Raw genomic sequence first — 22,404 nt, 5'->3', positions numbered from 1 at the left:
TTCGTTGCTTTGGGGTTCTTCTCGGGGGTCTGCGTGGTGGGGGGGGGGGCCCGGGCGGGGCCGGCCCGCCCTTGCCCCCCGGCCCCCGCCCGGCCGAGGATCAGGCGCAGGCGCTTCCGTTGAGCGTGAAGGCCGTGGGGGAGGGATTCGCGCCCGTGTGGGTGCCCTGCACTCCGAAGGTCGCGGTCGCACCGGGGGCGATCCCCCGGTTCCAGCCGGCGTCGCGGGCGCTGACGGCCGTGCCGTTCTGGGTGACGGTGGCGTTCCAGGCGCTCGTGACGCGCTGGCCGCCCGGGTAGGCCCAGGCCAGCTGCCAGCCGTCCACGGCCGTCGGGCCGGTGTTCTTGACGGTGACGGTCGCGGTGAAGCCGGTGTTCCAGAAGCTGTTCACCGTGTACGTCACCGCGCAGGCGGCGGTGGGCGGTTCGCCGGCGGAGGTCCGCTCGGCGGCGTACGCGGCGAGCCAGGCCAGCGGGGCGTTCCAGTTGACCGCCACCTCGTTGGTCGAGTACGAGCCGATGTCGTCGATGTAGCAGGCGGCGGGTGCGCAGCCGGTCAGCTTCTCCTGCGCGACCGGGTCCTGGAGCGCGCTGTCGGGACCGCCCGCGAGCGACCCGGCCGGCGGGTGGGGCAGGGAGGCGTCCAGCTGATGGGCCCAGAAGCGGTGGTGCTGGTTCTGCGAGAACCTCTCGCCGTGGCCGGTCACGTACGACACCCCGAGCGCGTTGCGGCCGAGCAGGTAGTCCATGGTCTCCAGCGCGCCGGCGCGGTAGCGCCCGTCGCCCGTCAGCTCGCCGGCGACGGCCATGACGATCGCGTCGTTGGCGACCTCGCCGTTCGAGCCCCAGAAGTATCCGTCCGCCGGGACGGGCACCGCGTACCCCTGGGCGGCCATCCTGGACAGATAGCCGTCGGCGGCTGCCGTCACCGAGGCCCTGATCCGGGCCAGGTCGGACGCGGGCAGGCCGTTGGGGACGGTGGCCAGGACGAGCCGGCCGAGCGCCGCCGTGTCCGCCCAGCCGAAGCCGTACGGGCTGAACGCATCGGCCGAGGTGTGCCAGGGCGAGGAGGTGACCGCGTCCCGGTAGGCGCTCTCGCCGGTCGTCGCGTACAGCTCGGCGGCCGCCCAGTAGAACTCGTCGGTGACCCGCGTGTCGTCGTAGGCTCCGCCGCCGGTGCTGTCCGAGGCCGGCGCGTACAGGGCGGGGTTGGCCTGCGCCGCCGACCAGGCCCGGCGGGCGGCCGACAGGCACCGGTCGGCGTACCCCGCGTCGTACGGGCGGAAGACCCGGGCGCACTGCGCGGCGGCCGCCGCGAGGTTGAGCGTCGCCGCCGTGGACGGCCGGTGCAGCTCGCGGGGCTGCGCGTCCTGGTCGGGACGCAGCGGCATGCCGGTCCAGGCCGCGTCGTGGACCTTGTGGAAGGCCATGCCCGCGTACGGCCTCCCTTCGGGCACCTGCATGCGCATCAGGAAGTCGAGCTCCCACCGCGCCTCGTCGAGGACGTCGGGTATCCCGTTGCCGCGTTCGGGGACGCGCAGGGTCGAGTCGCCCAGCGCGGCGTCGCCGCCGGCCCGCTTGGCCCGTTCGAAGGAGCTGACGAGCAGCCAGGTGGAGATGCCGCCGTTGACCACGTACTTGCCGTGGTCGCCCGCGTCGTACCAGCCACCCCTGACGTCCTGGGTGTAGTCGCACACGGTGGCCTGGCACGGGACGGACGTGTCGCCCTGGTTGGGCGCGACGCCGAGGTGCCCGGCCGGACGTGCGTAGGCGGAACCCACCAGGGAGGCGTCGATCGCGATGCCGCTGCGCTGGTGGTGGAAGAACGCCATCGAGTCGGAACGCAAGGTGTCGTAGAGGTCCGCGCGGATGTCGAAGGGCGCGCTGCTCTCGCCGTCCACGGACAGGACGTAACCCGAGCCCGTGCTCCGGTACGAGGAGAAGTCGGCCACCTGGACGGACTGCCCGGAGGGGGCGTCCGCGCCGTGCGGGACGGTCGATCCGGAGGCGACCAGGGCACCGGACGCGTTCCGCAGCTGCCAGGAGAGCGCCTGCGTCGCCGTGGTGACGACGGTGGCGCGCTTGGGCCCGTCGGGCAGGTAGCCGACCTGGTTGACGCGCACGGCCGTGGTCGCCGCAGTGGCGGCGGGGACGTCCGCGGCGGCCGGTGCGGACGCGAGACCGCCCAGGAGGAGGGCGCCCGTCAGCAGCGCGGTGGAGAGACGTAACGACCGAGCGGGTGGCATGTGCGGCTCCTGTACGTGGTCGGGGGGTGACAGCAGGATCTCTCGTCGTCTGTCCGGTTCCTGGGATCCTGGAGGTGGGAGCGCTCCCAAGCGAGAGATGTCGAACACCGGTCAAAGGGTCGGAGATCTCAGCGCACATTAGTGAGACCCGTCCACACCGTCAACGGGATCGGCGCGGTGGCCTGGGCCCGGCCCCGGGCGAGAGGCCGCCCGGGGCCGGGCATGGTCGGGCTCCGCGCCGTGAGTGGACCTCCGTGGGTGGTCAGTCGCGGTACGACCGCACCTGCCGGACCTCGGCGCTGTCCAGGCGGGCGGAGCCGCCCTCGGCGAAGAGCCGGATCCCGTCGCTGTCCGGGCTCGGGAAGATCTGGTCCGTGATCACGGTCTCGCCGGCACCGCCGAACACCTCGACGGACGACCAGTCGACCAGGATGCGGAGCTCGACCTTGCCGTTCCGGGCGGTCAGTGGTGCGCGCTGGACGCCGGGGAAGTCGTCGTGGAAGTCCACCGCGCCCGACCGTGTCCGGTCGACGTACAGCTCTTCGGTCCCGGTGTCGTAGCCGATGACCGTCTCCTGCCCCTCGCCCGTGCGGACGGTGAGCCCGAACCGCCTGGCGTCACCGGGGGAGAACGTGGCCCGGATGTCGAGCGCCCTGCCGTCGGCGCGGCCCCCTGCCAGGGGCGCCGAACCCTCCGCGATCTTCACGTCGCGCACGCCGATCTCGGTCCCGGTGTACAGCGACTCCACCGTGGACACCGGCTGCTGCGTGAGCCGGAGCCGGCCGTTCACGGTGCGCAGCGCCGTCTCGCGCGGAATGCTCTGCGCGCTGCGCCAGGGGGAGGTCGGAATGTCGTTGCCGTACTGCCAGTTGTTCATCCAGCCGATCATGCGGCGCTTGCCGTCCGGGGCGTTCTCCCAGGAGACCGCCGCGTAGTAGTCCTTGCCGTGGTCGACCCAGGAGGCCCTTCGGACGGCGGGGATCGCCGGCCGGTCGGCCGCGACGAACCGGTCGGCCAGGATGTGGCCCCAGCCGGCCCTGTTCATGTCGACGATCTGGATGGTGGCCTGCTTGCCCCGGTAGGCGCGCAGGTCGAAGGACGCCCAGTCCAGGGCGCCGCTGTCCGTGCCGGTCTCGCTCCGGACGACCTCGCCGTCGACGAGGAGGTTGACCGCCGTCTCGGTCGAACGGGGACGCGCCGGAGTGTCGGACAGCATGACCTGGTCGAGCAGGATGTGGCCCCAGCCGCCGGTGTTCCGGTCGACGACCTCGATGTGCGCGGTCCTGCCCACGAGGTCGCCGACGTCCCAGGAGGCCCAGTTGAGCTCTTCGGAGTCGGACCCGGTGGCGCTGCGTACGATCCTGCCGTCGACGACGAGCCGGACGGCGGTCGGGGTGTCGGTGCCCGAGGGGTGGTGCCCGCCGCCGATGAGGAAGTTGATGTGCTTCGCGGTGAGGGCGAACTCGGGCGAGGTCAGGGTGCCCGTGGTCGCGTCGCCGCCGCGGAAGCTGTTCACCAGGCCGTCGCCGTCCTGGCCGGTGACCGGGTTCTGCCCGGGGAGCGTGCCGGGTGCGGGGCCGTCGCCGAAGGCCGTGCCCGTGGCGGTCCAGGAGCCGTAGCCGCCCTGCTCGAAGTCGGCGAGGACCTGTCCGGGAGGCGCCGGGGACTCTCCCGTCACCGAACCAGGGACGTGCGGGTGACGGCCACCGGCCACCTTGAAGTTGAGGTAGGCGCTGTCGACGGTGAAGGGCGGTGAGGTGAGGGTGCCGGTCTCGACGTCGCCGCCGTGGAAACTGTCGACGAACCCCTTACCCTCGACCCCGCTCGTGCCCGACGTCCCGGGCGCCGGGGCGGGGACCGGTCCGTCACCGAAGGCCGTGCCGGTCGTCCGCCACGTGCCGTAGTCGGCCCCTTCGAAGTCCTGCGCCACCACTCCGGGCGGAGGAGTGTAGGAGCCGTCGTCGTCGGCCGTGAAACGCTTGCCGTCGAAGTCGCCCACGAAGTACTGGGCGGCCGAACCACCGGCGATCCCACCAGGATTGATGTTGACGACGAGCACCCACTTGACGCGCCTGGGGTCGCCGTCGACGGGCAGCGGGAACAGGTCCGGGCACTCCCAGACGCCGCCCACCGCGTTCCGCGGACCGAACTCGCTCAGCTGCGTCCAGCTCTTGAGGTCCTTGGAGGAGTAGAACCGGACCTTGTGCTCGGCGGACAGCGACACCGTCATCAGCCAGCTCCGCGTGGGTGCGTACCACTGCACCTTCGGGTCGCGGAAATCCTTCGACCCGATGTCGAGCACGGGGTTCCCGGCGTACTTGGTCCAGGTGCGGCCGCGGTCGGTGCTGTACGCCAGGGACTGGGCCTGCCTGCCGCCGTCCTTGAAGTGGCTGGTGTAGACGGCCACCATCGCGGGGTCGTCCCTGGTCCCGAATCCGGTGGTGTTGTCGCGGTCGACCACGGCACTGCCGGAGAAGACCATCTCCTCGTCGTCGTGCGGGATCGCGAGGGGGAGTTCCTGCCAGTGCACGAGGTCCTTGCTGACGGCGTGGCCCCAGGACATGTTCCCCCAGGTGTTCCCGCTCGGGTTGTACTGGTAGAAGAGGTGGTACTCCCCCTTGAACCACACCAGTCCGTTGGGGTCGTTCATCCAGTTCCGCGCGGGGCTGAAGTGGAACTGGGGACGGTACGTCTCCGCGTACGGCCGGCCGGCCTCCGCCGCCGCCTGCGGGGCGACGGAGGTGACGGTGAGCGCGCAGATCGCGGCCGCGGCGGCGACGAGGCGCAATGGGCCACGACGGCGGGCAAGGGCTCGGCTCATGGTTTCTCCTGCATGGTGGGCGCGGCGGCGCCGTGTCCGCGTCCGCTGAGGGGGTACGACGCCAGGTGATTCGCGGTGCCGGGTGATTCGCAGTGCGGGCTGATGCGCAGTGCCGGGTGAGGGTGGCGGCACCGGGAAACGAGATGTCATCGATGACATATGACAGCGATGACACCCGCTGGGGAGTGATGATGTGCGGGCTCCGGGTGGCGCGTCAATGGCTTGGACCGAGTCCGTTCGGGCCACCTGCCCAGCCGCCCGTTCAGCCGGCGGTGCGCCCGAACGCGGGTTCCGGCAGCCGCAACTGGCCGGCCCACGGCGGATTCGGGCCGACGACGCCGCAGGTCAGCGCCGCGACCCGGGAGGCGAAGGCACAGGCGTCGAAGACGTCGTCGACCCGCAGATCCGTCAGGCGCCCGCCGAGGAGGCCCTTGACGCCGAGATGGTGCAGGAACCCGGCGGTGAAGGAGTCGCCGGCGCCGACGGTGTCGACCACGTCGGTCGGGGGCGCGGGTACGACGACCCGGTCCCCGTTCAGCGAGGCGACCGCGCCGCGCTCCCCGCGGGTGATCACGACCAGCGGGGCGCCCGCCGCGTGCCAGGTGTCGCAGGCTCGCTCGATCGTGCAGTCGGGCAGCAGCAGTTCCAGGTCCTCCTCGCTCAGCCGGAGGATGTCCGCGAGCGCGCACCAGCGCGGCAGGCGTTCGCGGTAGACGTCCGGTCCCACGAGCAGCGGCCGCACGTTGGGGTCGACGGAGATCGTGGCCGTGGCGGAGGCGCGGGCGAGGAACTCCTCCACGACCGTGCCGCCTGGCTCGCGAACCAGGGCCAGGGAGCCCGAGTGCAGGCAGGCCGTCGCGGCGAGGTCCGTCGCGGCGAGTTCCTCCGCCGTCCACTGCCAGTCCGCCGTGCCCTGGGCGTGGAAGGAGTACACCGCCCGGCCCTGGGTGTCGAGTTCAGCGACGGCCAGCGTGCTGGGCTCGGCTGCGCGGACGGCGGCCGTGAGATCGACGCCCGAGGCCTCCAGGTGGGCGCGGAACAGGCGGCCGAAGACGTCGTCGGACAACCGCCCCAGGAAGCGGGCGGGCGTGCCCAACCGGGCGAGGGCCACTGCGGTGTTCGCCGGGCCGCCGCCCGGCAGGACCCGCAGGGCGAGCTCGCCCGGCGCGGGTGCGGGGACGGTGAAGGCGTCCGCGACGCATTCTCCGAGGACGGTGACCAGGGGCAGGCGCATGACTCGTTCTCTCCAGACGGGCTGAGGCGATGCGGACGGCGTTGCGGATTTGTGACGGCGCCAAGGCATTGACGTTTCCGGGTGACGGAGTTCATCATCCTCCGCAAGCGGTGTCAACGATGACATGTGTCAACGCTGACATCGCCTTCCCCGCCCTCGTCCAGCAGCAGGAGACCAGTCATGCCTCGCAGAAACCCCGCCCTCCGCGCCTCCATCGGGCTCACCGCTCTCGCCGCCGCCTCGGCGCTGACCCTGACGGCCTGCGGCTCCGGTGCGCAGGGAGGACCCGGGGGCGGCGGGACCAAGGTCGGGCTCATCACCAAGACCGACACGAACCCGTTCTTCGTGAAGATGAAGGAGGGCGCCGAGCAGGCCGCGAAGGCCAACGGCGTCGAACTCGTCAGCGCGGCCGGCAAGTTCGACGGCGACAACGCGGGCCAGGTCACGGCCATCGAGAACATGGTCAACTCCGGCGTGAAGGGCATCCTCATCACGCCCAACGACTCCAAGGCGATCGTCCCCGCCCTGGAGAAGGCACGTGCCAAGGGCGTCCTGGTCATCGCACTCGACAGTCCGACCGAGCCGCAGGACGCCACCGACGCCCTCTTCGCCACGGACAACGTCAAGGCGGGCGAACTCATCGGCCGGTACGCCAAGGCCGCCATGGCCGGCAAGGAGGCGAAGATCGCCACCCTGGACCTCGCGCCCGGCGTCGCGGTGGGTGTGCAGCGCCACCAGGGCTTCCTCAAGGGCTTCGGCGTCGCGGAGGGCGACCCGTCGGTCGTGTGCCGGCAGGACACCGGCGGCGACCAGGCCAAGGGCCAGACCGCGATGGAGAACTGCCTCCAGAAGGCCCCGGACATCAACGTCGTCTACACCATCAACGAGCCGGCCGCGCTGGGCGCGTACACCGCGCTCAAGGCGAAGGGCCTGGAGAAGAAGGTGCTGGTCGTCTCCGTCGACGGCGGTTGCACCGGTACGAAGGCCGTCGCGGCGGGCAAGATCGCGGCGACCTCGCAGCAGTACCCGCTCCAGATGGCCTCCCAGGGCGTCAAGGCGGTCGCCGACTTCGCCAAGGGCGGCAAGAAGGCCTCCGGCTACACCGACACCGGCGTCACGCTCATCACCGACGCGGCCAAGCCGGGTGTCGACGCCAAGGACACCGCGTACGGCCTGGAGAAGTGCTGGGGCTGAGCCCCGCGCCGGAGCGCGCGGCGGCACCGGACGCCTTCCGCGACACCCAGCCCTTCGGCCCGTACCCCTGACGAACAGCGACCGGCCGACCGCCACCACCGCCGGCCGACCGCTGCCACCCCCGCCGACCGCCACCCCCCCCGGCCGGCCACCACCCCCGCCGACCCCCGCCACCACCGCCGACCATCGACACCGGCAAGGACCGCCATGACTGCCACAACCCTGCCCTACGACCAGCGACAAGGACCATCCACGGTCCGCAGGCTGCTCGCCACACCGACCACCGGACCTTTCGTCGCGCTGCTGCTGGCCTGCGTCTTCTTCTCCCTGACGACCGAGCAGTTCCTCTCCGGCGGCAACTTCTCGCTGATCGTCCAGCAGGTCATGGTCGTGGGCACGCTGGCCATCGGTCAGACCCTGATCATCCTCACCGCCGGTATCGACCTCTCGTGCGGCGCCGTCATGGCGTTCGGCAGCATCGTCATCGCCAAGACGGCTGCCGAGGGCGGTCTGTCACCACTCGTCTCGATCGCTCTCGGCCTGGCCGTCAGTGCGGCCTTCGGCCTGGTCAACGGCCTGCTGGTGCAGCTGATCCCGCTCCCGCCGTTCATCGTCACCCTCGGCATGCTGAACGTGGCGTTCGCCCTGACCCACATCTACTCGGCCGAGCAGACGATCACCGACCTCCCGGCGCCGCTGACCGCCCTCGGCGAGACCTTCCCCCTGGGCAACACCGACATCACCTACGGCTCGCTCGTGACGATCGCCCTGTTCCTGCTCTTCGCCTACGCGCTGAGCGGAACGTCCTGGGGCCGGCACGTCTACGCGCTCGGCAACAGCCCCGAGGCGGCCCGCCTCAACGGCATCCGCACCTCCCGGCTGACCATCGGCCTCTACACCCTCGCCGGAGTCGTCTACGGAATCGCGGCGCTGCTCCTGATCTCCCGCACCGGCGTCGGCGACCCGCAGGCCGGCCAGACCGACAACCTGGACAGCATCACCGCCGTCGTCCTCGGCGGCACCAGCCTCTTCGGCGGGCGCGGCTCCGTCCTCGGCACCTTCATCGGCGTCCTCATCGTCGGTGTGTTCCGCAACGGCCTCCAGCTGATGGGCGTCGCCTCCATCTACCAGACCCTGATCACCGGCGTCCTGGTGATCCTCGCCGTGACCGTCGACCAGATCTCCCGGAGGAAGGCACGATGAGCACCGCCGATGTCACTCCCGTGCTCCAGGCCCGTGGCCTGGTCAAGCGATACGGCCATGTCACCGCCATCGACGGCGCCGACTTCGACCTGCTCCCCGGCGAGGTCCTCGCCGTCATCGGCGACAACGGCGCCGGCAAGACGAGCCTGATCAAGGCCCTCACCGGTGCGCTCACCCCCGACGAGGGCGAGATCCGGCTGAACGGCGAGCCCATCAAATTCACCGGGCCGCAGAGCGCCCGGCAGCACGGCATCGAAACCGTCTACCAGGACCTGGCCGTCGCCGCGTCCATGGACATCGCCTCCAACATGTTCCTCGGGCGCGAGCTGCGCCGGCCGGGCTTCCTCGGGAGCGCGCTGCGCATGCTCGACAAGAAGCGCATGCGCCGGGAGGCGGCGGCCCACATGGCCGACCTCAAGATCGGACTGCGGTCGCTGACGCAGCCGGTGGAGACCCTCTCCGGCGGTCAGCGCCAGGCCGTGGCGGTCGCGCGGTCCGTCGCCTGGGCCAAGAGCGTCGTCGTCATGGACGAGCCCACCGCCGCCCTCGGCGTCAAGGAGTCGGGGCAGGTCCTCGAACTGATCCGCCGGGTACGTGACAAGGGCATGCCCGTGGTCCTGATCAGCCACAACATGCCGCATGTCTTCGAGATCGCCGACCGCATCCATATCCACCGGCTCGGTCGTCGCGCGGCGCTGATCAAGCCGTCCGACCATTCCATGGCGGAGGTCGTCGCCATCATGACCGGGGCGCTCAGGGTGAGCGACGATGGAGGTACCGTCGTTGCCGACGCGGATGCCGCCCAGGCGGCAGGCGTGTCCGCCCACTGAGTCGCCGCAGGGGCAACGCCGCGCAGACCACAGGGTCGCCGCACAGCCAGGACAGCGGGCCCGGCCCCGGGAAGGGGCCGGGCCCGACGAACGCACAGGAACGGTGGTACATGGCCGCGAACCGTCGCCCCACACTGGCCGATGTCGCCAGGGAAGTGGGCGTCAGCGCCAAGACGGTGTCCCGGGTGCTCAACGAGGACGGGCCGAGCTCCCCGGAGACCCGCGAGCGGGTGCTCGCCGCGGTCGCGAAGCTCGGCTTCCAGCCGAACCTGATGGCCCGCAACATCCGGGTCGGAGGCCCGGACACCACCGTCGGCCTGGTCGTGCCCGACCTCGGCAACCCCTTCTTCGGCACCGTCGCCGGCGGCGTCGAGGACCTCGTGCGCAGCCGAGGGCTCACCCTGCTCATGGGCTCGTCGGCGGAAGACCCGGACCGGGAGCGGGCGTTGATCCAGACCTTCCTCGCCCGGCGCGTCAGCATGCTCATGGTCGTCCCCGCGTTCGGAGCCGATCACAGCCACCTCAAGGCACCGCGCGCGGCCGGTCTGCCGGTGGTGTTCCTCGACCGGCCGGGGGTGGGACTGTCCGCCGACTGCGTCGTCAGCTCCAACCAGGCCGGTGTCCACGAGGGCGTCTCCCACCTCATCGCCCGCGGCCACCGCCGCATCGGCTTCATCGGTGACCTCCCGGCCAAGCTCTACACCCGGCGCGAGCGGCTCGCCGGCTACCGCTCGGCGCTCGCCGAGGCCGGCCTGCCCTACGACCGCACCCTGGTGACCGGCGCCCACAGCCAGGACGCGGCCGCCGCCGAGACCACCGCCCTCCTCGACCTGCCGCAGCCTCCCACCGCCCTGTTCGCGGCGAACAACATCATGGCCCTCGGGGTCATCGCCCAGCTCACCCGCGCGGGGCGCAAGGACGTCGCCCTGGTCACCTTCGACGACCTCCCGCTCGCCGACGTCCTCGAACCGGCCCTGACCGTCGTGGCCCAGGACCCGGCGGCCATCGGTGAGGCGGCGGCCAGGACCGCCCTCGCCCGTCTGGACGGCGACCGCACCCGCGCCCGGACCATCATGGTCCCCACCCGCCTGGTGGTCCGCGGCTCCAGCGAACTGCTCCCGCACCCCGCCGAGCGGGCGCCGGCCGGGAGCTGAGCGGTCCGGCCGGAACGCGGGAGCCCGGCGCCCGCGTCACTCGGTCCACCGCGGCACTCCGCACGCGGATGCCGTAGCGATGAGCCGGTCACGCAGGCGGCTCCGCTCGGACCGCCGCGTGGGGGGTCGGCGAAGCGGCTGTGTCCGCGACAGTGGCGCCACGGCGGGTACGCAGGGCGCCCGCCGCGCACAGCACCAGACCGAGCGCGAGCCAGGCCGCCAGGACGATCGCGGAGTGGGTGGCGCCGTGACCGTCGAAGAAGGCGGTGGAGCGCAGCAGGCGGCCACCGGCGCCGGGCGGTAGCAGTTGGCCGAGAGCGCCGGACCGGCCGGGCAGCATCTCGGGGGCGGTGGCGGTGCCCGACAGGGGGTTGCCTATGAGGATCATCGTGGCGGCGCCGAGTCCGAAGCCGGCGTACCCGAGCAGTGACGCCAGTCCGAGGATGGTCAGGGAGGTGGCGCCGATGGTCAGGGCGACGGCGCCGCTGTTGGCCCAGTAGGAGCCGTCGAGCGATCCGAGCCAGAACTGCAGGATCGCCGCCACGGCAAGCCCGCCGGTGACCGCGAACGCGCATGCTCCGGTGACGCGCCGGCCGCTGCCGTGGACGAGCCTGCGCAGGAGCAGGGCGGCGAGCAGGCCGCCCATGACCAGGGGCAGGGCCCCGGCGGCCAGTCCGGCGCCGCGCGGGTCGCCGGCCGGCAGCGGGACGAGGTCGCGGACGGCGACCGCGTCGCCGGCTCCGTCCGGCCGGCCGAGGCCGGCCGCGATGCTGCTGAGGGCCTGGGCGACGGCGGGGCTTCCGGCGGACGCGGTGATGACCTGCGGGGCGCCGGAGCCGAGGTCGATCGCCCCGTACACCTTGCGGTCGCGGATCAGCTGCTCGGCGGCGCCGGCGTCGGCGACCTCGGTGACCTCGAAGCCGTCGGGAAGTCTGCGGTCGAGCGCGGCGGTGAGCTGCCGGACGGCGGGGGCGGGCCCGGCGACGGCGACCGGCACGGCGTGCACCGATGAGCGTACCGACGGCCAGGCGAAGGCGGTGAGGAGCACACTGATGATCGCCGTGAGCAGGGCGACCGCCCTCGCCACGGTCGGCCAGGGTGAGGGCGACGCGGGACCTGCGGGTGCGGCCTGAGTGGACATGCCTTCTCCTTCGGATCGCTCAGAACCGCTGAGCGGAGCAGCGCCCCGATCCCTGACAGGAATCGTGTGTGACGTGTGTCACAGGGGGGAGTTGCCCCCGGCGAACTCGCGAGGCCGAGGCGGCGCGGCGGCGTGACTCAGTGCGAGCCGTGGCCCGGGGCGTCCGGGGCGTCCGGGGCGTCCGGGGCCGAGCCCATCATGCGGAGCATCCTCCGCCCGCCGGTGCGGAAGAACCGGACGAGCAGAGCGACCGCGATGGCCAGGAAGACGATGTTGAGCCAGGTGGTGTAGTTCCACCTGACGCCCTCCATCGGAACCTTCGCGTCCGCCTGATCGGGTACGAGGCCGAGGGCGCCGAAGGCGAACTCCACGACGTATCCGGCGATGACGACGGCGACGTAGAAGGTGCCGAACAGGAACACGGCCATCCGTCGCCCGTAGTACTTCCGGTAGATGTTCAGGATCGGCAGGATCAGCAGGTCGGCGAAGATGAAGGAGACCACGCCGCCGAAGCTGATGCCGCCCTGCCAGAGCACGACGGCCAGCGGTACGTTGCCGATCGAGCAGACGAACGACACGACCGCGACCAGGGGGCCGATGAGCGGGCCCCACAGTTTGGCGGCGAGCGGGTGGCCCTCGAAGAAGAACGTCTGCCAGAAGGTCTCCGGCACCCACGCGGCGACGGCACCGGCGATGAGCAGGCCGACCACGAGATCGCGCAGGATCGCGGCCCACTCCATGACGAACACATGGCTGGTGGCCGTGAATCCGCGGGACGACAGGAGCCGGCGCAGGAAGGGGTCGTTCCCCTCGACGGACATGTCCATCGCGGCGTGACCCTCCATCGACCCGCTCAGGCCGCGGTCGGCCTGCTCCCTGGCCTCGCGCAGCAGCCGGTCCGGCAGGAACCTGCGGAAGAGCACCGCCAGCGCGACGATCATGACGGGGCCGCCGACGAACTCCGCCGCCGTGAACTGCCACCCCATCAGCAGAGCCAGCAGGATGCCCAGTTCGACGACCAGGTTGGTGGACGCGATCTCGAAGGCCATCGCCGCCGTGAAATGCGCCCCCTTGCGGAACAGGGAACGGGCCAGCGCGACGGCGGCGTAGGAGCAGGAGGAGGAAGCGGCGCCGAGTCCGGCCGCCACGGCGAGTGTCCGGGGGCGGTCGTCGCCCAGCAGCGACGCGACGGTGGACTTGTGCACCACCGCCTGGACGACCGCGGACAGGGCGAAACCCAGAATCAGGGCCCAAGTGATCTCCCACGTCATCGCGCCCGTGAGCGACAACGCGTGCAGTACGGCATCCATGCCGGAGAGTCTTCACGGCGCGGCGCCCGTGTGAGCGCTGACACGCGCGGCAGGCGAGGTCCCGGCGGGTCCGAGGCCCGCCGGCCTCACATTCGGCGGGGCCGCGTCGTCGGACTGGTGAAGGCAACACCACCACTCACATGAGGACGCCGCATATGAACGACTTTCAGGAGATCGCGGACCGGGTCGAGATCGAGGCGCTGCGCGCGGAGTTCACCGACGCGGTGATGACGCGCGACCGTTCCCGCCTCGCCGCGCTGTTCACCTCTGATGCCGTGCTGCGCATGCCCAACGTACCGGTCGAGTTCGTCGGCCGGGAGGAGATCCGGACCGGGGGAGAACGCCTGCAGAGCCAGTGGGACTTCTTCGTGCAGAACAGCCACCCGGGCACGCTCCGGATCGACGGCGACACCGCCACCGGCCGCACCTACATGCAGGAGGTCGCGCGCCTGCTCGACGGCCGGTCGGGCATGAACTTCGCCGTCTACCACGACACCTACCGGCGCACTCCGGAGGGATGGAGGTTCGCCGAGCGGGTGTACGAGGTCAGGTACGTCGACACCACACCGCTGACGGGTTCGGCGCCCGGCCCCGACGCCCAGGCACACGGCCCCGGGCCGACCGAGGCGGCCGGAACGGCGGCCGTGACCGGGGCGGCCGGGGCTACCGGGCCGAGCGGGACGGCGGCAGCTGAGACGGCTGCGGGAGCCAGGGCGGCCGAAGCGGCCGGCGACTTCGGTGTACCGGCGTCCGACGAGCGCCTGGACCGGGCGGCCGCGGCGCTGCGGGCGAACGGCTTCACCGCCGAGCTGCTCGAGGACGCCGCGGCGGCCCGAGCCCGGATCAAGGACCTGATACCGGAGGGGGCGGGCGTGTTCACCGGGGCGAGCGAGACGCTTCGGCTCTCCGGCATCGCGCAGGACATCGAGGAGGGCGAGCGCTACGAGGCCATCCGGCCGCGCGTGCTGAAGATGGACCGCGCCACCGAGTCCGACCGGATCCGCCGGTTGACGGCCACCCCCGACGTCTTCGTCGCCAGCGTCGCGGCCGTCACCGAGACCGGCTCGCTCGTCATCGCCTCGGGCAGCGGCAGCCAACTGCCCGCCTCCGCCGGGGGCGCCGCGAAGGCGATCTGGGTGGTCGGCGCACAGAAGGTCGTGCCGGACCTGGCCACGGCACTGCGCCGGGTCGAGGAGCACGCCCTCGTACTGGAGAGCGCACGCGCCCAGGCCGTCTACGGGCAGCCGAGCGCGGTCAACCGTCTGCTCGTCCTCAACGCCGACCCGGTGCCCGGGCGCGGCACGGTCCTGCTCCTGCGCGAGGCCATCGGATTCTGAAGCGCCATCGGATTCCGAAGCGCCAGGAGGCGTGCGGGTCACTCGCTCTTGAGGAGCCGCGTGCCGTGAACGGTCAGCCGGGCGTTACGGTGCGGCACGAAGACCTCCGTGTGTGGTGAAGCCTGGACACCCTCACCACACCGGAGGTCTTCGCCATGATCAAGACCAGGCAGCGTCAACAACGCTCGTGGTCGATACACCTAGACCTTGCGCCACACCCACGCCAGCGCCGCACCCGGCGTCACGCAGGACAGGAAGGCCGCAGGTCGCGCCAGGCCGTTCGCCTCCCAGCCGAGGGCCGTCGGCAGCAGGAGGAGCAGCCCGCCGAGGAGGATGCCGAGGGCGGGGAGGTGTACGGCCGGGGCGAAACGCCGCACGGTGTGGGGGAGTTCGTACCTGAGTGTGCCCGTCAGGATCGCCCCGGCCGGGATGACGAGGGCGACGGCGAGGAGGAGTCGGGTGCCGAGGAGGCCCGTGTCGCGGCGGCGGCCGTCCTCCAGGACGGGGGAGTCCGGGCGCGGGTCGCCCGGGGCGTAGTACACGTCGATCGACATGCCCGCCTTCGGGGGCTCGTAGCGGGTGTACATCGCGGGCACGGTCACCTCGCGCGCGCCGCTGTCGTAGGGGATCCGCAGGACGAGGTCGGTGCGGTAGTACACCGGTTCGTCGGAGGCGCTGCGGCCGCGGACCGGGTCGCCGGCGAGCCGGACGACGGTCGCGGAGTGCACGCCGTAGCCCGCCGCGTACAGGCGCGCCGACTCCCGTCCGTACTCCGGCGAGACCATGAAGCCGAGGACGACGCAGGCCAGCGTGGCCAGCGGCACCAGCCAGGCGACGAACCACACGAGCACGCGGTTGTCGTTCGGCCTGCCCGCCTGCCGGGTGGCCGCCACGGCTGCCCCCTGTGCCCGTCGTGAGGCCGTGATCCAGGCGGCGGCGAGGAGAGCCGACAGCGCGGCCAGCCCCGTCTCGGTGTAGAGCGGCGGGTACGGTCCGACGCCCCAGAGCACGCATCCGACCGCTCCGGCACCGCTGAGCAGCATGCCCCAGCCGGTGAGCGTGGTCCACACGCTCCGTCCCGTACACCGCTCTGCTGCGGCCTTGTCCAGCAGCACGATCCCGCCCCCCCTTGTCCGTGTCCCGCGGGCTCCGGCCGCAGGTCCTGGCTCCTAGCTTCGCGCCGGAGCGTCCACCGCTTCGACCGCCTCCACCAGGGATGCCAGCTCCGGGTTCCGCGCCGCCTCGTCCAGGGCCTCGCGCAGGGCGGCGTCGTTCGTCGGGCGGGCCTCGTCGAGGAGCCGGCGGCCGGCGGGGGTGACGTCGGTGTAGATGCCGCGGCGGTCGGTGGGGCACAGGTAGCGGGAGAGCAGGCCGCGGTCCTCGAGGCGGGTGACCAGGCGGGTGGTGGCGCTCTGGCTGAGGACGACGGCGTCGGCGACCTGCTTCATCTGGAGGTGGCCGCCGTCGCCGTCGTGCTGGCGGCTGAGCACGTCGAGCAGTGAGTACTCGCGCACGCTCAGGCCGTGCCGGGACTGCAGCGCGCGCTCGATGTGGCTCTCGATCCTGCCGTGCAGGAGGGACAGGGCGCCCCATCCGCTGGCCAGGGCGGTGAGCGCGGGGTCGGTGGCGGTCATGGGGTCCGGCTCTCCTTCCAGCTGTGGCTGAAGCCCAGGATACCCCATGGAGTGAAATATCGGCTAGGGCCTTTATCGAGCGTCTGCAAATGTTGCGGCTGTCCGCCTCGCGCCGTCACCGTGCCGCCCGCTCGCGAAGCGTCGTCGCCCACGCCGGCTGCGCCTCCGCCGCCCCCGGCTCGGCACGCCGACCGCCCCGCGCGAAGAAGTCGGCGAGCGGGAGGATCGCGGCGCCGACGGTGACCGCCTCCGGGCCCAGGGTGCCGAGGCCGAGGGTGACGCGGGCGGCCGGGTAGCGCAGGGCGTACTCCCGCGCGTGCTCCCGCACCTGGTCCAGGAAGCGGTCGCCGAGCTGGAGGCCGGCCCAGCCGCCGACCAGGATGCGTTCGGGCTGGAACAGGTTGATGAGGTCGGCGAAGCCGGCGCCCAGGTACTCGGCGGTCTCGTCCAGCACGGCGAGCGCGGCGGCGTCCGGCGCGCTGCCGGATCCGTCCTCCGGGTGGGCGGCGGCCAGCATCGCGGCCAGCGCGGTCTCCTCGTCCGCGCCGGCCGGGGGCCGCCCGCCCGCCTCGCGCCAGCGTTCGAGCATGGCCTCGGCGCCGGCGTACGCCTCCAGGCAGCCGCGCGCCCCACAGCGGCAGCGCCGGCCGCGGACCCGTACGGTCAGATGGCCCCACTCCAGGGCGCGGCCCGGACCCAGCGGGTCGGTGGCCACACAGGCGCCGACGCCGGAGCCGAAGAGCACGAAGACGGCACTGTGCGCGCCCCGCCCGGCGCCGAACCACAGCTCGGCCTGGCCGAGGGTGCGGGCGCCGTTGTCGATCCAGTACGGGACGGAGTCGGGCAGCTCGACGGCCTCGCGCAGCATCCGCTCCAGCGGCACCGCGTCCCAGCCGATGGTCTGGCCGTGCACGACCGCGCCGTCGCCGCCCGCGCCGGGGATGCCGCCATCGACCCAGACGCCGACCGCACCGCCTGCCCCGCGCCCCGCTCCGCCGTGCGCCACGATCCCCGGCACGCCCACGCCGACCCCCAGCAGCCGGCCCGGGTCCATGTCCGCCGCCCGCAGCACCTCGGCGATGCCGTCGCGGATGTGGCCGACGACGAGGCCGACCTCGTAGCGGTCGTGCGGAGCCCGGCTCTCGACGGCCAACGGGCGTTCGGTGCGGGCGAGTTCGGTGAGAGTCAGATCGAACAGCTCGACCCTGACCCGGGTCTCGCCGACGTCGACGCCGATCATGCAACCGCTGCCGGCGCTGATCCGCAGCAGGGTGCGGGGGCGTCCGCCCGCCGAGTCGACGCTGCCGGCCTCCTCGACGAGTCCCTCGGCGACGAGTTCGGCCACCACGTTGCTCACCGAGCCGGAGCTGAGCCCGGTCGCGGGCCCGAGGGAGAGCCGGCTCGCCGGGCCGTCGAAGTACAGCCGTTGCAGCACCGCCGTGCGGTTCTCCCGCCGCAGGTCGCGCACCGTGCGGCCATGTGTCGCTCGCACCTCAACCCCCCGTTCTCCACAGCCCGTTCAGCGGACTGTCCGCAACATACACCTGACGCGAAGCCTTGACGCACCCTTCCTGCGGAGCTTAACTCACGTCCTGAATTAAGCATCGCTCGAAAGGGGTTCCGAGGAGTCATGCGCAGAATCAGAGCCGCGGTCACCGGCGTCGTCACCCTCTCCCTCGCCCTCACCGCGACCGCCTGCGGCGGCGGCACCGCCGATGGTGCGGGAGGTTCCAACTCCCGGCCCACGAGCCTCACTTACTGGGCGTCCAACCAGGGCCCGAGCGTCGAGGCCGACAAGAAGGTGCTCCAGCCCGAACTCGACAAGTTCGAGAAGGAGACCGGCATCAAGGTGAAGCTGGAGGTCGTGCCCTGGTCCGAACTGCTGGGCAGGATCCTCACCGCCACCACCTCCGGACAGGGCCCCGACGTCCTCAACATCGGGAACACCTGGAGCGCCTCGCTCCAGGCGAGCGGCGCGCTGCTGCCCTGGGACGAGAAGAACTTCGCCGCGATCGGCGGCAAGGACCGCTTCGTCGACTCCGCGCTCGGCTCCACCGGCGCCGCCGGCCAGGACCCGGCCGCCGTGCCGCTCTACTCGATGGCCTACGCGCTCTACTACAACAAGAAGATGTTCGCCGACGCCGGCATCACCAAGCCGCCGGCCACCTGGGACGAACTGAACGAGGACGGGAAGAGGCTCGCCAGGAACGGCAGGTCGGCCATCGGCGTCGAGGGCGCCAACCTCGCCAACAACATCCACCAGGTCTTCGTGCTCGGCAAGCAGCACGGTGCCGACTTCTTCACCCCCGACGGCAAGGCCGACTTCACCTCCGACGGGGCCGTCGCCGCCGTCAAGCAGTACGTCGACCTGATGGCGGCCGACAAGCTCGTCGCCCCCGGCAACGCCGAGTACGCCCAGAACCAGTCGCTCAGCGACTTCGCCAAGGACCGCACCGCGATGGTGCTCTGGCAGACCGCCGCGCAGACCTTCGCCGCCCAGGGCATGAGCCCCGACGAGTGGGGCGTCGCTCCCGCGCCCGTCCCCTCCGGCACCCCCGGTCAGGGCACCCGGGTCAACTCCATGGTCGCCGGCATCAACATGGCCGTCTTCGGCAACACCAGGAACCGCGACGGGGCCCTGAAGTTCGTGAAGTTCATGACCGGCGACGCCGAGCAGAAGATCCTCAACCAGGCGTACGGCTCCGTCCCGCCCGTCAAGGCCGCGCAGGCGGACCCGGCCTTCTCCGGCCCCGCGCTCGCCGTCATCCGCGACACCCTCGCCACCAGCGCCGCCGCACTGCCGCAGGTCCCCGAGGAGTCCCAGTTCGAGACCGTCGTGGGCACCGCCGTCAAGGAGCTCTTCGCCGACGCCGCCGCCGGCCGCCCCGTCACCACCGAGACTGTACGCGCCAAGCTCGACAAGGCCCAGCAGCAGATGCCGAAGAAGTAGGCACGGGCCCTGCCATGACCGCCACCGCCACCCCCGGGGCGAGCCCCGCAGCCGGCCCCCGAGCCGACCGGGTGACCGCCGCCAAAGCCGGCCGGAAGAACCGGAGCCGCGGCGCGCTTCCGTATCTGCTGCTCCTGCCCGCCCTGCTGCTCGAACTCCTCGTCCACCTCGTGCCGATGATCGTCGGCGCCGTGATGAGCTTCAAGGAGCTCACCCAGTTCTTCATCCGCGACTGGACGTCCGCCCCCTGGAACGGACTCGACAACTTCGCCGTCTCCGTGGACGTCAACGCCCCGGTCGGCGAAGCCCTGGTGCGGTCCTTCGCCACGACCTGCGCGTTCACCCTGGCCTCGGTCGCGCTGTGCTGGCTGCTCGGCACCGCCGCCGCGATCTGCCTCCAGGACCCCATCCGCGGCCGCGGCCTGCTGCGCACCCTCTTCCTCGTCCCGTACGCGCTGCCCGTCTACGCCGCCGTCATCACCTGGGCGTTCATGTTCCAGCGCGACAACGGCCTGATCAACCACGTCCTGCACGACCAGCTCGGCATCGGGGACAGCCCCGCCTTCTGGCTCATCGGCGACAACAGCTTCTGGGCGCTGCTCACCGTCTCCGTGTGGAAGGGCTGGCCCTTCGCCTTCCTGACCGTGACGGCCGGCCTCCAGAACGTCCCAGGTGACCTGTACGAGGCCGCCGCCCTCGACGGCGCCGGAGTGTGGCGGCAGATCCGCCACATCACGCTCCCGTCGCTGCGACCCGTCAACCAGGTCCTGGTCCTCGTCCTCTTCCTGTGGACCTTCAACGACTTCAACACCCCCTTCGTCCTCTTCGGCAGGGCCGCACCGGAGGCCGCCGACCTGATCTCCCTGCACATCTACCAGTCGTCCTTCCAGACCTGGAACTTCGGCACCGGCTCCGCCATGTCCGTCCTCCTTCTCCTCTTCCTGCTCCTCGTCACGGGCCTCTATCTCGCCTTCACCTCGCGCGGACGGAGGACCGGTGGTGCGTAACTCCCCGTCCGCGCCGCCCCGTTCGTTCCTGTGGACCCGGCGCATCCTCCTCGCCCTGCTCAGCGGCTTCGTCCTGCTGCCGGTGTACGTGATGGTCTCCAGCTCCCTCAAACCGCTCGCGGACGTCTCGGGGAAGTTCCGCTGGTGGCCCTCCGGGCTCACCCTGCGTCCCTACGCCGACATCTGGCGCACCGTCCCGCTCGCCGACTACTTCGTGAACTCGGTGATCGTGGCCGGCGCCGCGACCGTCTGCTCGGTGACCGTCGCCGTCTTCGCCGCGTACGCCGTCAGCCGCTACGACTTCCGCGGCCGGCGCGTCTTCACGGTGACCGTCCTGTCGACGCAGATGTTCCCCGGCATCCTCTTCCTGCTGCCGCTGTTCCTCATCTACGTCAACATCGGCAACGCCACAGGCATCGCCCTGTTCGGCTCGCGCGGCGGACTGGTCCTCACCTATCTGACCTTCTCGTTGCCGTTCTCGATCTGGATGCTCGTCGGCTACCTGGACTCGATCCCGCGCGACCTCGACGAGGCCGCGGAAGTCGACGGCTGCGGCCCGGTCGGCGCGCTGCTCCGGGTCATCCTGCCCGCCGCCGTCCCCGGCATCGTCGCCGTCGCCGTCTACGCCTTCATGACCGCCTGGGGTGAGGTCCTCTTCGCCTCCGTCATGACCACCGACACCACCCGCACTCTCGCCGTCGGCCTGCAGGGCTACGCCACCCAGAACGACGTGTACTGGAACCAGGTGATGGCCGCCTCCCTCGTGGTCAGCGTCCCCGTCGTCGCCGGCTTCCTGCTGCTCCAGCGCTACCTCGTCGCCGGCCTCACCGCGGGCGCGGTCAAGTGATCCACCAGACACACGACCAAGTCACCTGTATGGAGAGGCATTTCGTGTCCGACGCGCGCCCCGTCACACACTCCTCCGCCACCCCGCTCGACCTCGGCGCCTTCCCGGCCGACTTCGCCTGGGGCACGGCCACCTCCGCGTACCAGATCGAGGGCGCCGTCGCCGAGGACGGCCGCGCACCCTCGATCTGGGACACCTTCGCCCACACGCCCGGCGCGGTCGACAACGGAGACCACGGCGACACCGCCTGCGACCACTACCACCGCTGGCCCGAGGACATCGCCCTCATGCGGGAGCTCGGCACCGACGCGTACCGCATGTCGATCGCCTGGCCCCGCGTCCTGCCCGGCGGCGACGGCCCCGTCAACGCGGCAGGACTCGACTTCTACGACCGCCTCGTCGACGCCCTCCTCGACGCCGGCATCACGCCGAGCGTCACCCTCTACCACTGGGACCTGCCGCAGACGCTGCAGGACCGGACGGGCCGGAACGGCGCGGGCCGGAACCGGGCGCGACGGAACCGGGCGGGGGAGTGGCGCGGCGGCTGGACCGAACGCGACACCGCCGAGCACTTCGCCCACTACACCTCCGTGGTCGCCGACCGCCTCGGCGACCGGGTCGGCCAGTGGGCCACCCTCAACGAGCCCCTGTGCTCGGCCTGGATCGGGCACCTGGAAGGGCGGATGGCCCCCGGCTGGACCGACCTGACCGCCGCCGTCCGCGCCTCGTACCACCTCCTCCTCGGCCACGGCCTCGCCGTGCAGGCACTGCGCGCCGCCGTCCCCGGCGCCCGGATCGGCCTGGTCACCAACCACTCCACCGTCGAACCCGCCTCCACCCGCCCCGAGGACGTGGCCGCCGCCGTCCGCGCCGACGGCCACATTAACCGCTGGTGGCTGGACCCTGTCTACGGGCGCGGTTTCCCCGCCGACATGCGCGAGCTGTACGGGGTCGAGCTGCCGGAGCGGGACGGCGACCCGGCCGTGATCGGCGCGCCCCTCGACTGGCACGGCCTGAACTACTACTTCCCGGTCACCGTCGCCGACGACCCGGCCGGCCCCGTCCCGCACGCCCGCGAGGTCCGCGTCCCCGGCCTGCCTCGTACCGGCATGGACTGGCCCGTCGACGCCGGCGGCCTCGAAGCCTTCCTGCTGCGCCTCACCGAGGAGTACGGCGTGCGCCGGCTGTACGTCACCGAGAACGGCTCGGCCTTCCCCGACGCCGTCGGGCCGGACGGACGGGTCGACGACCCGGAGCGCACCGGCTACCTGGAGCAGCACCTCGCGGCCTGCGCCCGCGCCCTGCGCAAGGGCGCCCCGCTGGCCGGCTACTACGCCTGGTCCCTGCTCGACAACTTCGAGTGGGCCTACGGCTACGACAAGCGGTTCGGCCTGGTTCACGTCGACTACGCGACCCAGCGCCGGACGGTCAAGGCCAGCGGCCGGCGGTACGCGGACATCATCCGCGCCCACCGGACACAAAGCCGCTGACCCCCCA

17 protein-coding genes are annotated in these 22,404 nt (G+C 71.9%); 9 read left to right on the top strand and 8 right to left on the bottom strand.

What is annotated here, in order from left to right; all coding sequences use genetic code 11:
* Positions 1 to 100 precede the first annotated feature (100 nt).
* The 3 genes from ACWEJX_RS27640 to ACWEJX_RS27630 form a co-directional block, all read right to left on the bottom strand.
* Entirely contained in the window at positions 101 to 2,245 is a 2,145-nt protein-coding gene (locus tag ACWEJX_RS27640) for a glycoside hydrolase family 9 protein (RefSeq protein ID WP_451610122.1), read from the bottom strand.
* Positions 2,246 to 2,507: 262 nt separating this feature from the next.
* Entirely contained in the window at positions 2,508 to 5,066 is a 2,559-nt protein-coding gene (locus ACWEJX_RS27635; RefSeq protein ID WP_451610121.1) for a GH32 C-terminal domain-containing protein, read from the bottom strand.
* A gap of 262 nt (positions 5,067 to 5,328) precedes the next feature.
* The gene (locus ACWEJX_RS27630) at positions 5,329 to 6,300 is read right to left on the bottom strand and encodes a carbohydrate kinase family protein (protein WP_451610120.1); all 972 of its coding nucleotides are present in this window, start codon (positions 6,298 to 6,300) and stop codon (positions 5,329 to 5,331) included.
* A 180-nt stretch (positions 6,301 to 6,480) separates the two neighbouring features.
* On the opposite strand from ACWEJX_RS27630, the gene ACWEJX_RS27625 reads away from it, so the two are divergent.
* The 4 genes from ACWEJX_RS27625 to ACWEJX_RS27610 all read left to right on the top strand — a co-directional run bounded on the left by ACWEJX_RS27625 (position 6,481) and on the right by ACWEJX_RS27610 (position 10,681).
* Entirely contained in the window at positions 6,481 to 7,494 is a 1,014-nt protein-coding gene (locus ACWEJX_RS27625) for a substrate-binding domain-containing protein (RefSeq protein WP_451610119.1), read from the top strand.
* 207 nt (positions 7,495 to 7,701) lie between these two features.
* A complete protein-coding gene (locus ACWEJX_RS27620) occupies positions 7,702 to 8,697 on the top strand; it encodes an ABC transporter permease (RefSeq protein WP_451610118.1) in 996 nt (331 codons plus the stop codon).
* Positions 8,694 to 9,527, top strand: a complete 834-nt coding sequence (locus ACWEJX_RS27615; protein WP_451610117.1) for an ATP-binding cassette domain-containing protein — start codon at positions 8,694 to 8,696, stop codon at positions 9,525 to 9,527. The genes ACWEJX_RS27620 and ACWEJX_RS27615 overlap by 4 nt, the downstream gene beginning before the upstream one ends.
* A 110-nt stretch (positions 9,528 to 9,637) precedes the next feature.
* A complete protein-coding gene (locus ACWEJX_RS27610; protein WP_451610116.1) occupies positions 9,638 to 10,681 on the top strand; it encodes a LacI family DNA-binding transcriptional regulator in 1,044 nt (347 codons plus the stop codon).
* An 88-nt stretch (positions 10,682 to 10,769) separates the two neighbouring features.
* On the opposite strand, the gene ACWEJX_RS27605 is transcribed toward ACWEJX_RS27610, so the two are convergent.
* Entirely contained in the window at positions 10,770 to 11,822 is a 1,053-nt protein-coding gene (locus ACWEJX_RS27605; RefSeq protein WP_451610115.1) for a hypothetical protein, read from the bottom strand.
* Positions 11,823 to 11,959: 137 nt separating this feature from the next.
* Positions 11,960 to 13,132, bottom strand: coding sequence for a permease (locus ACWEJX_RS27600; protein ID WP_451610114.1), 1,173 nt, complete (start codon positions 13,130 to 13,132; stop codon positions 11,960 to 11,962).
* A 155-nt stretch (positions 13,133 to 13,287) separates the two neighbouring features.
* Here ACWEJX_RS27600 and ACWEJX_RS27595 point away from each other — a divergent pair, with 155 nt between their 5' ends.
* Positions 13,288 to 14,469, top strand: a complete 1,182-nt coding sequence (locus ACWEJX_RS27595) for an LUD domain-containing protein (RefSeq protein ID WP_451610113.1) — start codon at positions 13,288 to 13,290, stop codon at positions 14,467 to 14,469.
* A 200-nt stretch (positions 14,470 to 14,669) separates the two neighbouring features.
* Here the strand turns inward: ACWEJX_RS27595 and ACWEJX_RS27590 are convergent, their stop codons facing one another.
* The 3 genes from ACWEJX_RS27590 to ACWEJX_RS27580 all read right to left on the bottom strand — a co-directional run bounded on the left by ACWEJX_RS27590 (position 14,670) and on the right by ACWEJX_RS27580 (position 17,595).
* A complete protein-coding gene (locus ACWEJX_RS27590) occupies positions 14,670 to 15,584 on the bottom strand; it encodes a hypothetical protein (protein WP_451610112.1) in 915 nt (304 codons plus the stop codon).
* 54 nt (positions 15,585 to 15,638) lie between these two features.
* Positions 15,639 to 16,103, bottom strand: coding sequence for a MarR family winged helix-turn-helix transcriptional regulator (locus tag ACWEJX_RS27585; protein ID WP_451610111.1), 465 nt, complete (start codon positions 16,101 to 16,103; stop codon positions 15,639 to 15,641).
* A 115-nt stretch (positions 16,104 to 16,218) separates the two neighbouring features.
* Complete coding sequence (locus ACWEJX_RS27580) at positions 16,219 to 17,595, bottom strand: ROK family protein (RefSeq protein WP_451610110.1); 1,377 nt, start codon at positions 17,593 to 17,595, stop codon at positions 16,219 to 16,221.
* A gap of 138 nt (positions 17,596 to 17,733) precedes the next feature.
* On the opposite strand from ACWEJX_RS27580, the gene ACWEJX_RS27575 reads away from it, so the two are divergent.
* Genes ACWEJX_RS27575 through ACWEJX_RS27560 form a run of 4 tightly spaced genes read left to right on the top strand, consistent with a single transcriptional unit; the run spans position 17,734 to position 22,397 of the window.
* Positions 17,734 to 19,053 carry an ABC transporter substrate-binding protein gene (locus ACWEJX_RS27575; RefSeq protein WP_451610109.1) on the top strand — a complete coding sequence of 440 codons (1,320 nt, stop codon included), beginning with the start codon at positions 17,734 to 17,736 and terminating at the stop codon, positions 19,051 to 19,053.
* Between the two features lie 14 nt (positions 19,054 to 19,067).
* Positions 19,068 to 20,060, top strand: a complete 993-nt coding sequence (locus ACWEJX_RS27570; protein ID WP_451610108.1) for a carbohydrate ABC transporter permease — start codon at positions 19,068 to 19,070, stop codon at positions 20,058 to 20,060.
* On the top strand, positions 20,053 to 20,907 hold the full coding sequence (locus ACWEJX_RS27565; protein ID WP_451610124.1) for a carbohydrate ABC transporter permease: 855 nt from the start codon (positions 20,053 to 20,055) through the stop codon (positions 20,905 to 20,907). The genes ACWEJX_RS27570 and ACWEJX_RS27565 overlap by 8 nt, the downstream gene beginning before the upstream one ends.
* 29 nt (positions 20,908 to 20,936) lie before the next feature.
* A complete protein-coding gene (locus ACWEJX_RS27560; protein ID WP_451610107.1) occupies positions 20,937 to 22,397 on the top strand; it encodes a beta-glucosidase in 1,461 nt (486 codons plus the stop codon).
* The last annotated feature ends 7 nt before the right edge of the window (positions 22,398 to 22,404 follow it).

Source organism: Streptomyces sp. NPDC004788 (genome assembly GCF_053601115.1).
Note: the sequence above shows the minus strand (reverse complement) of the source record. Positions and strands in the feature narration are given on the sequence as shown.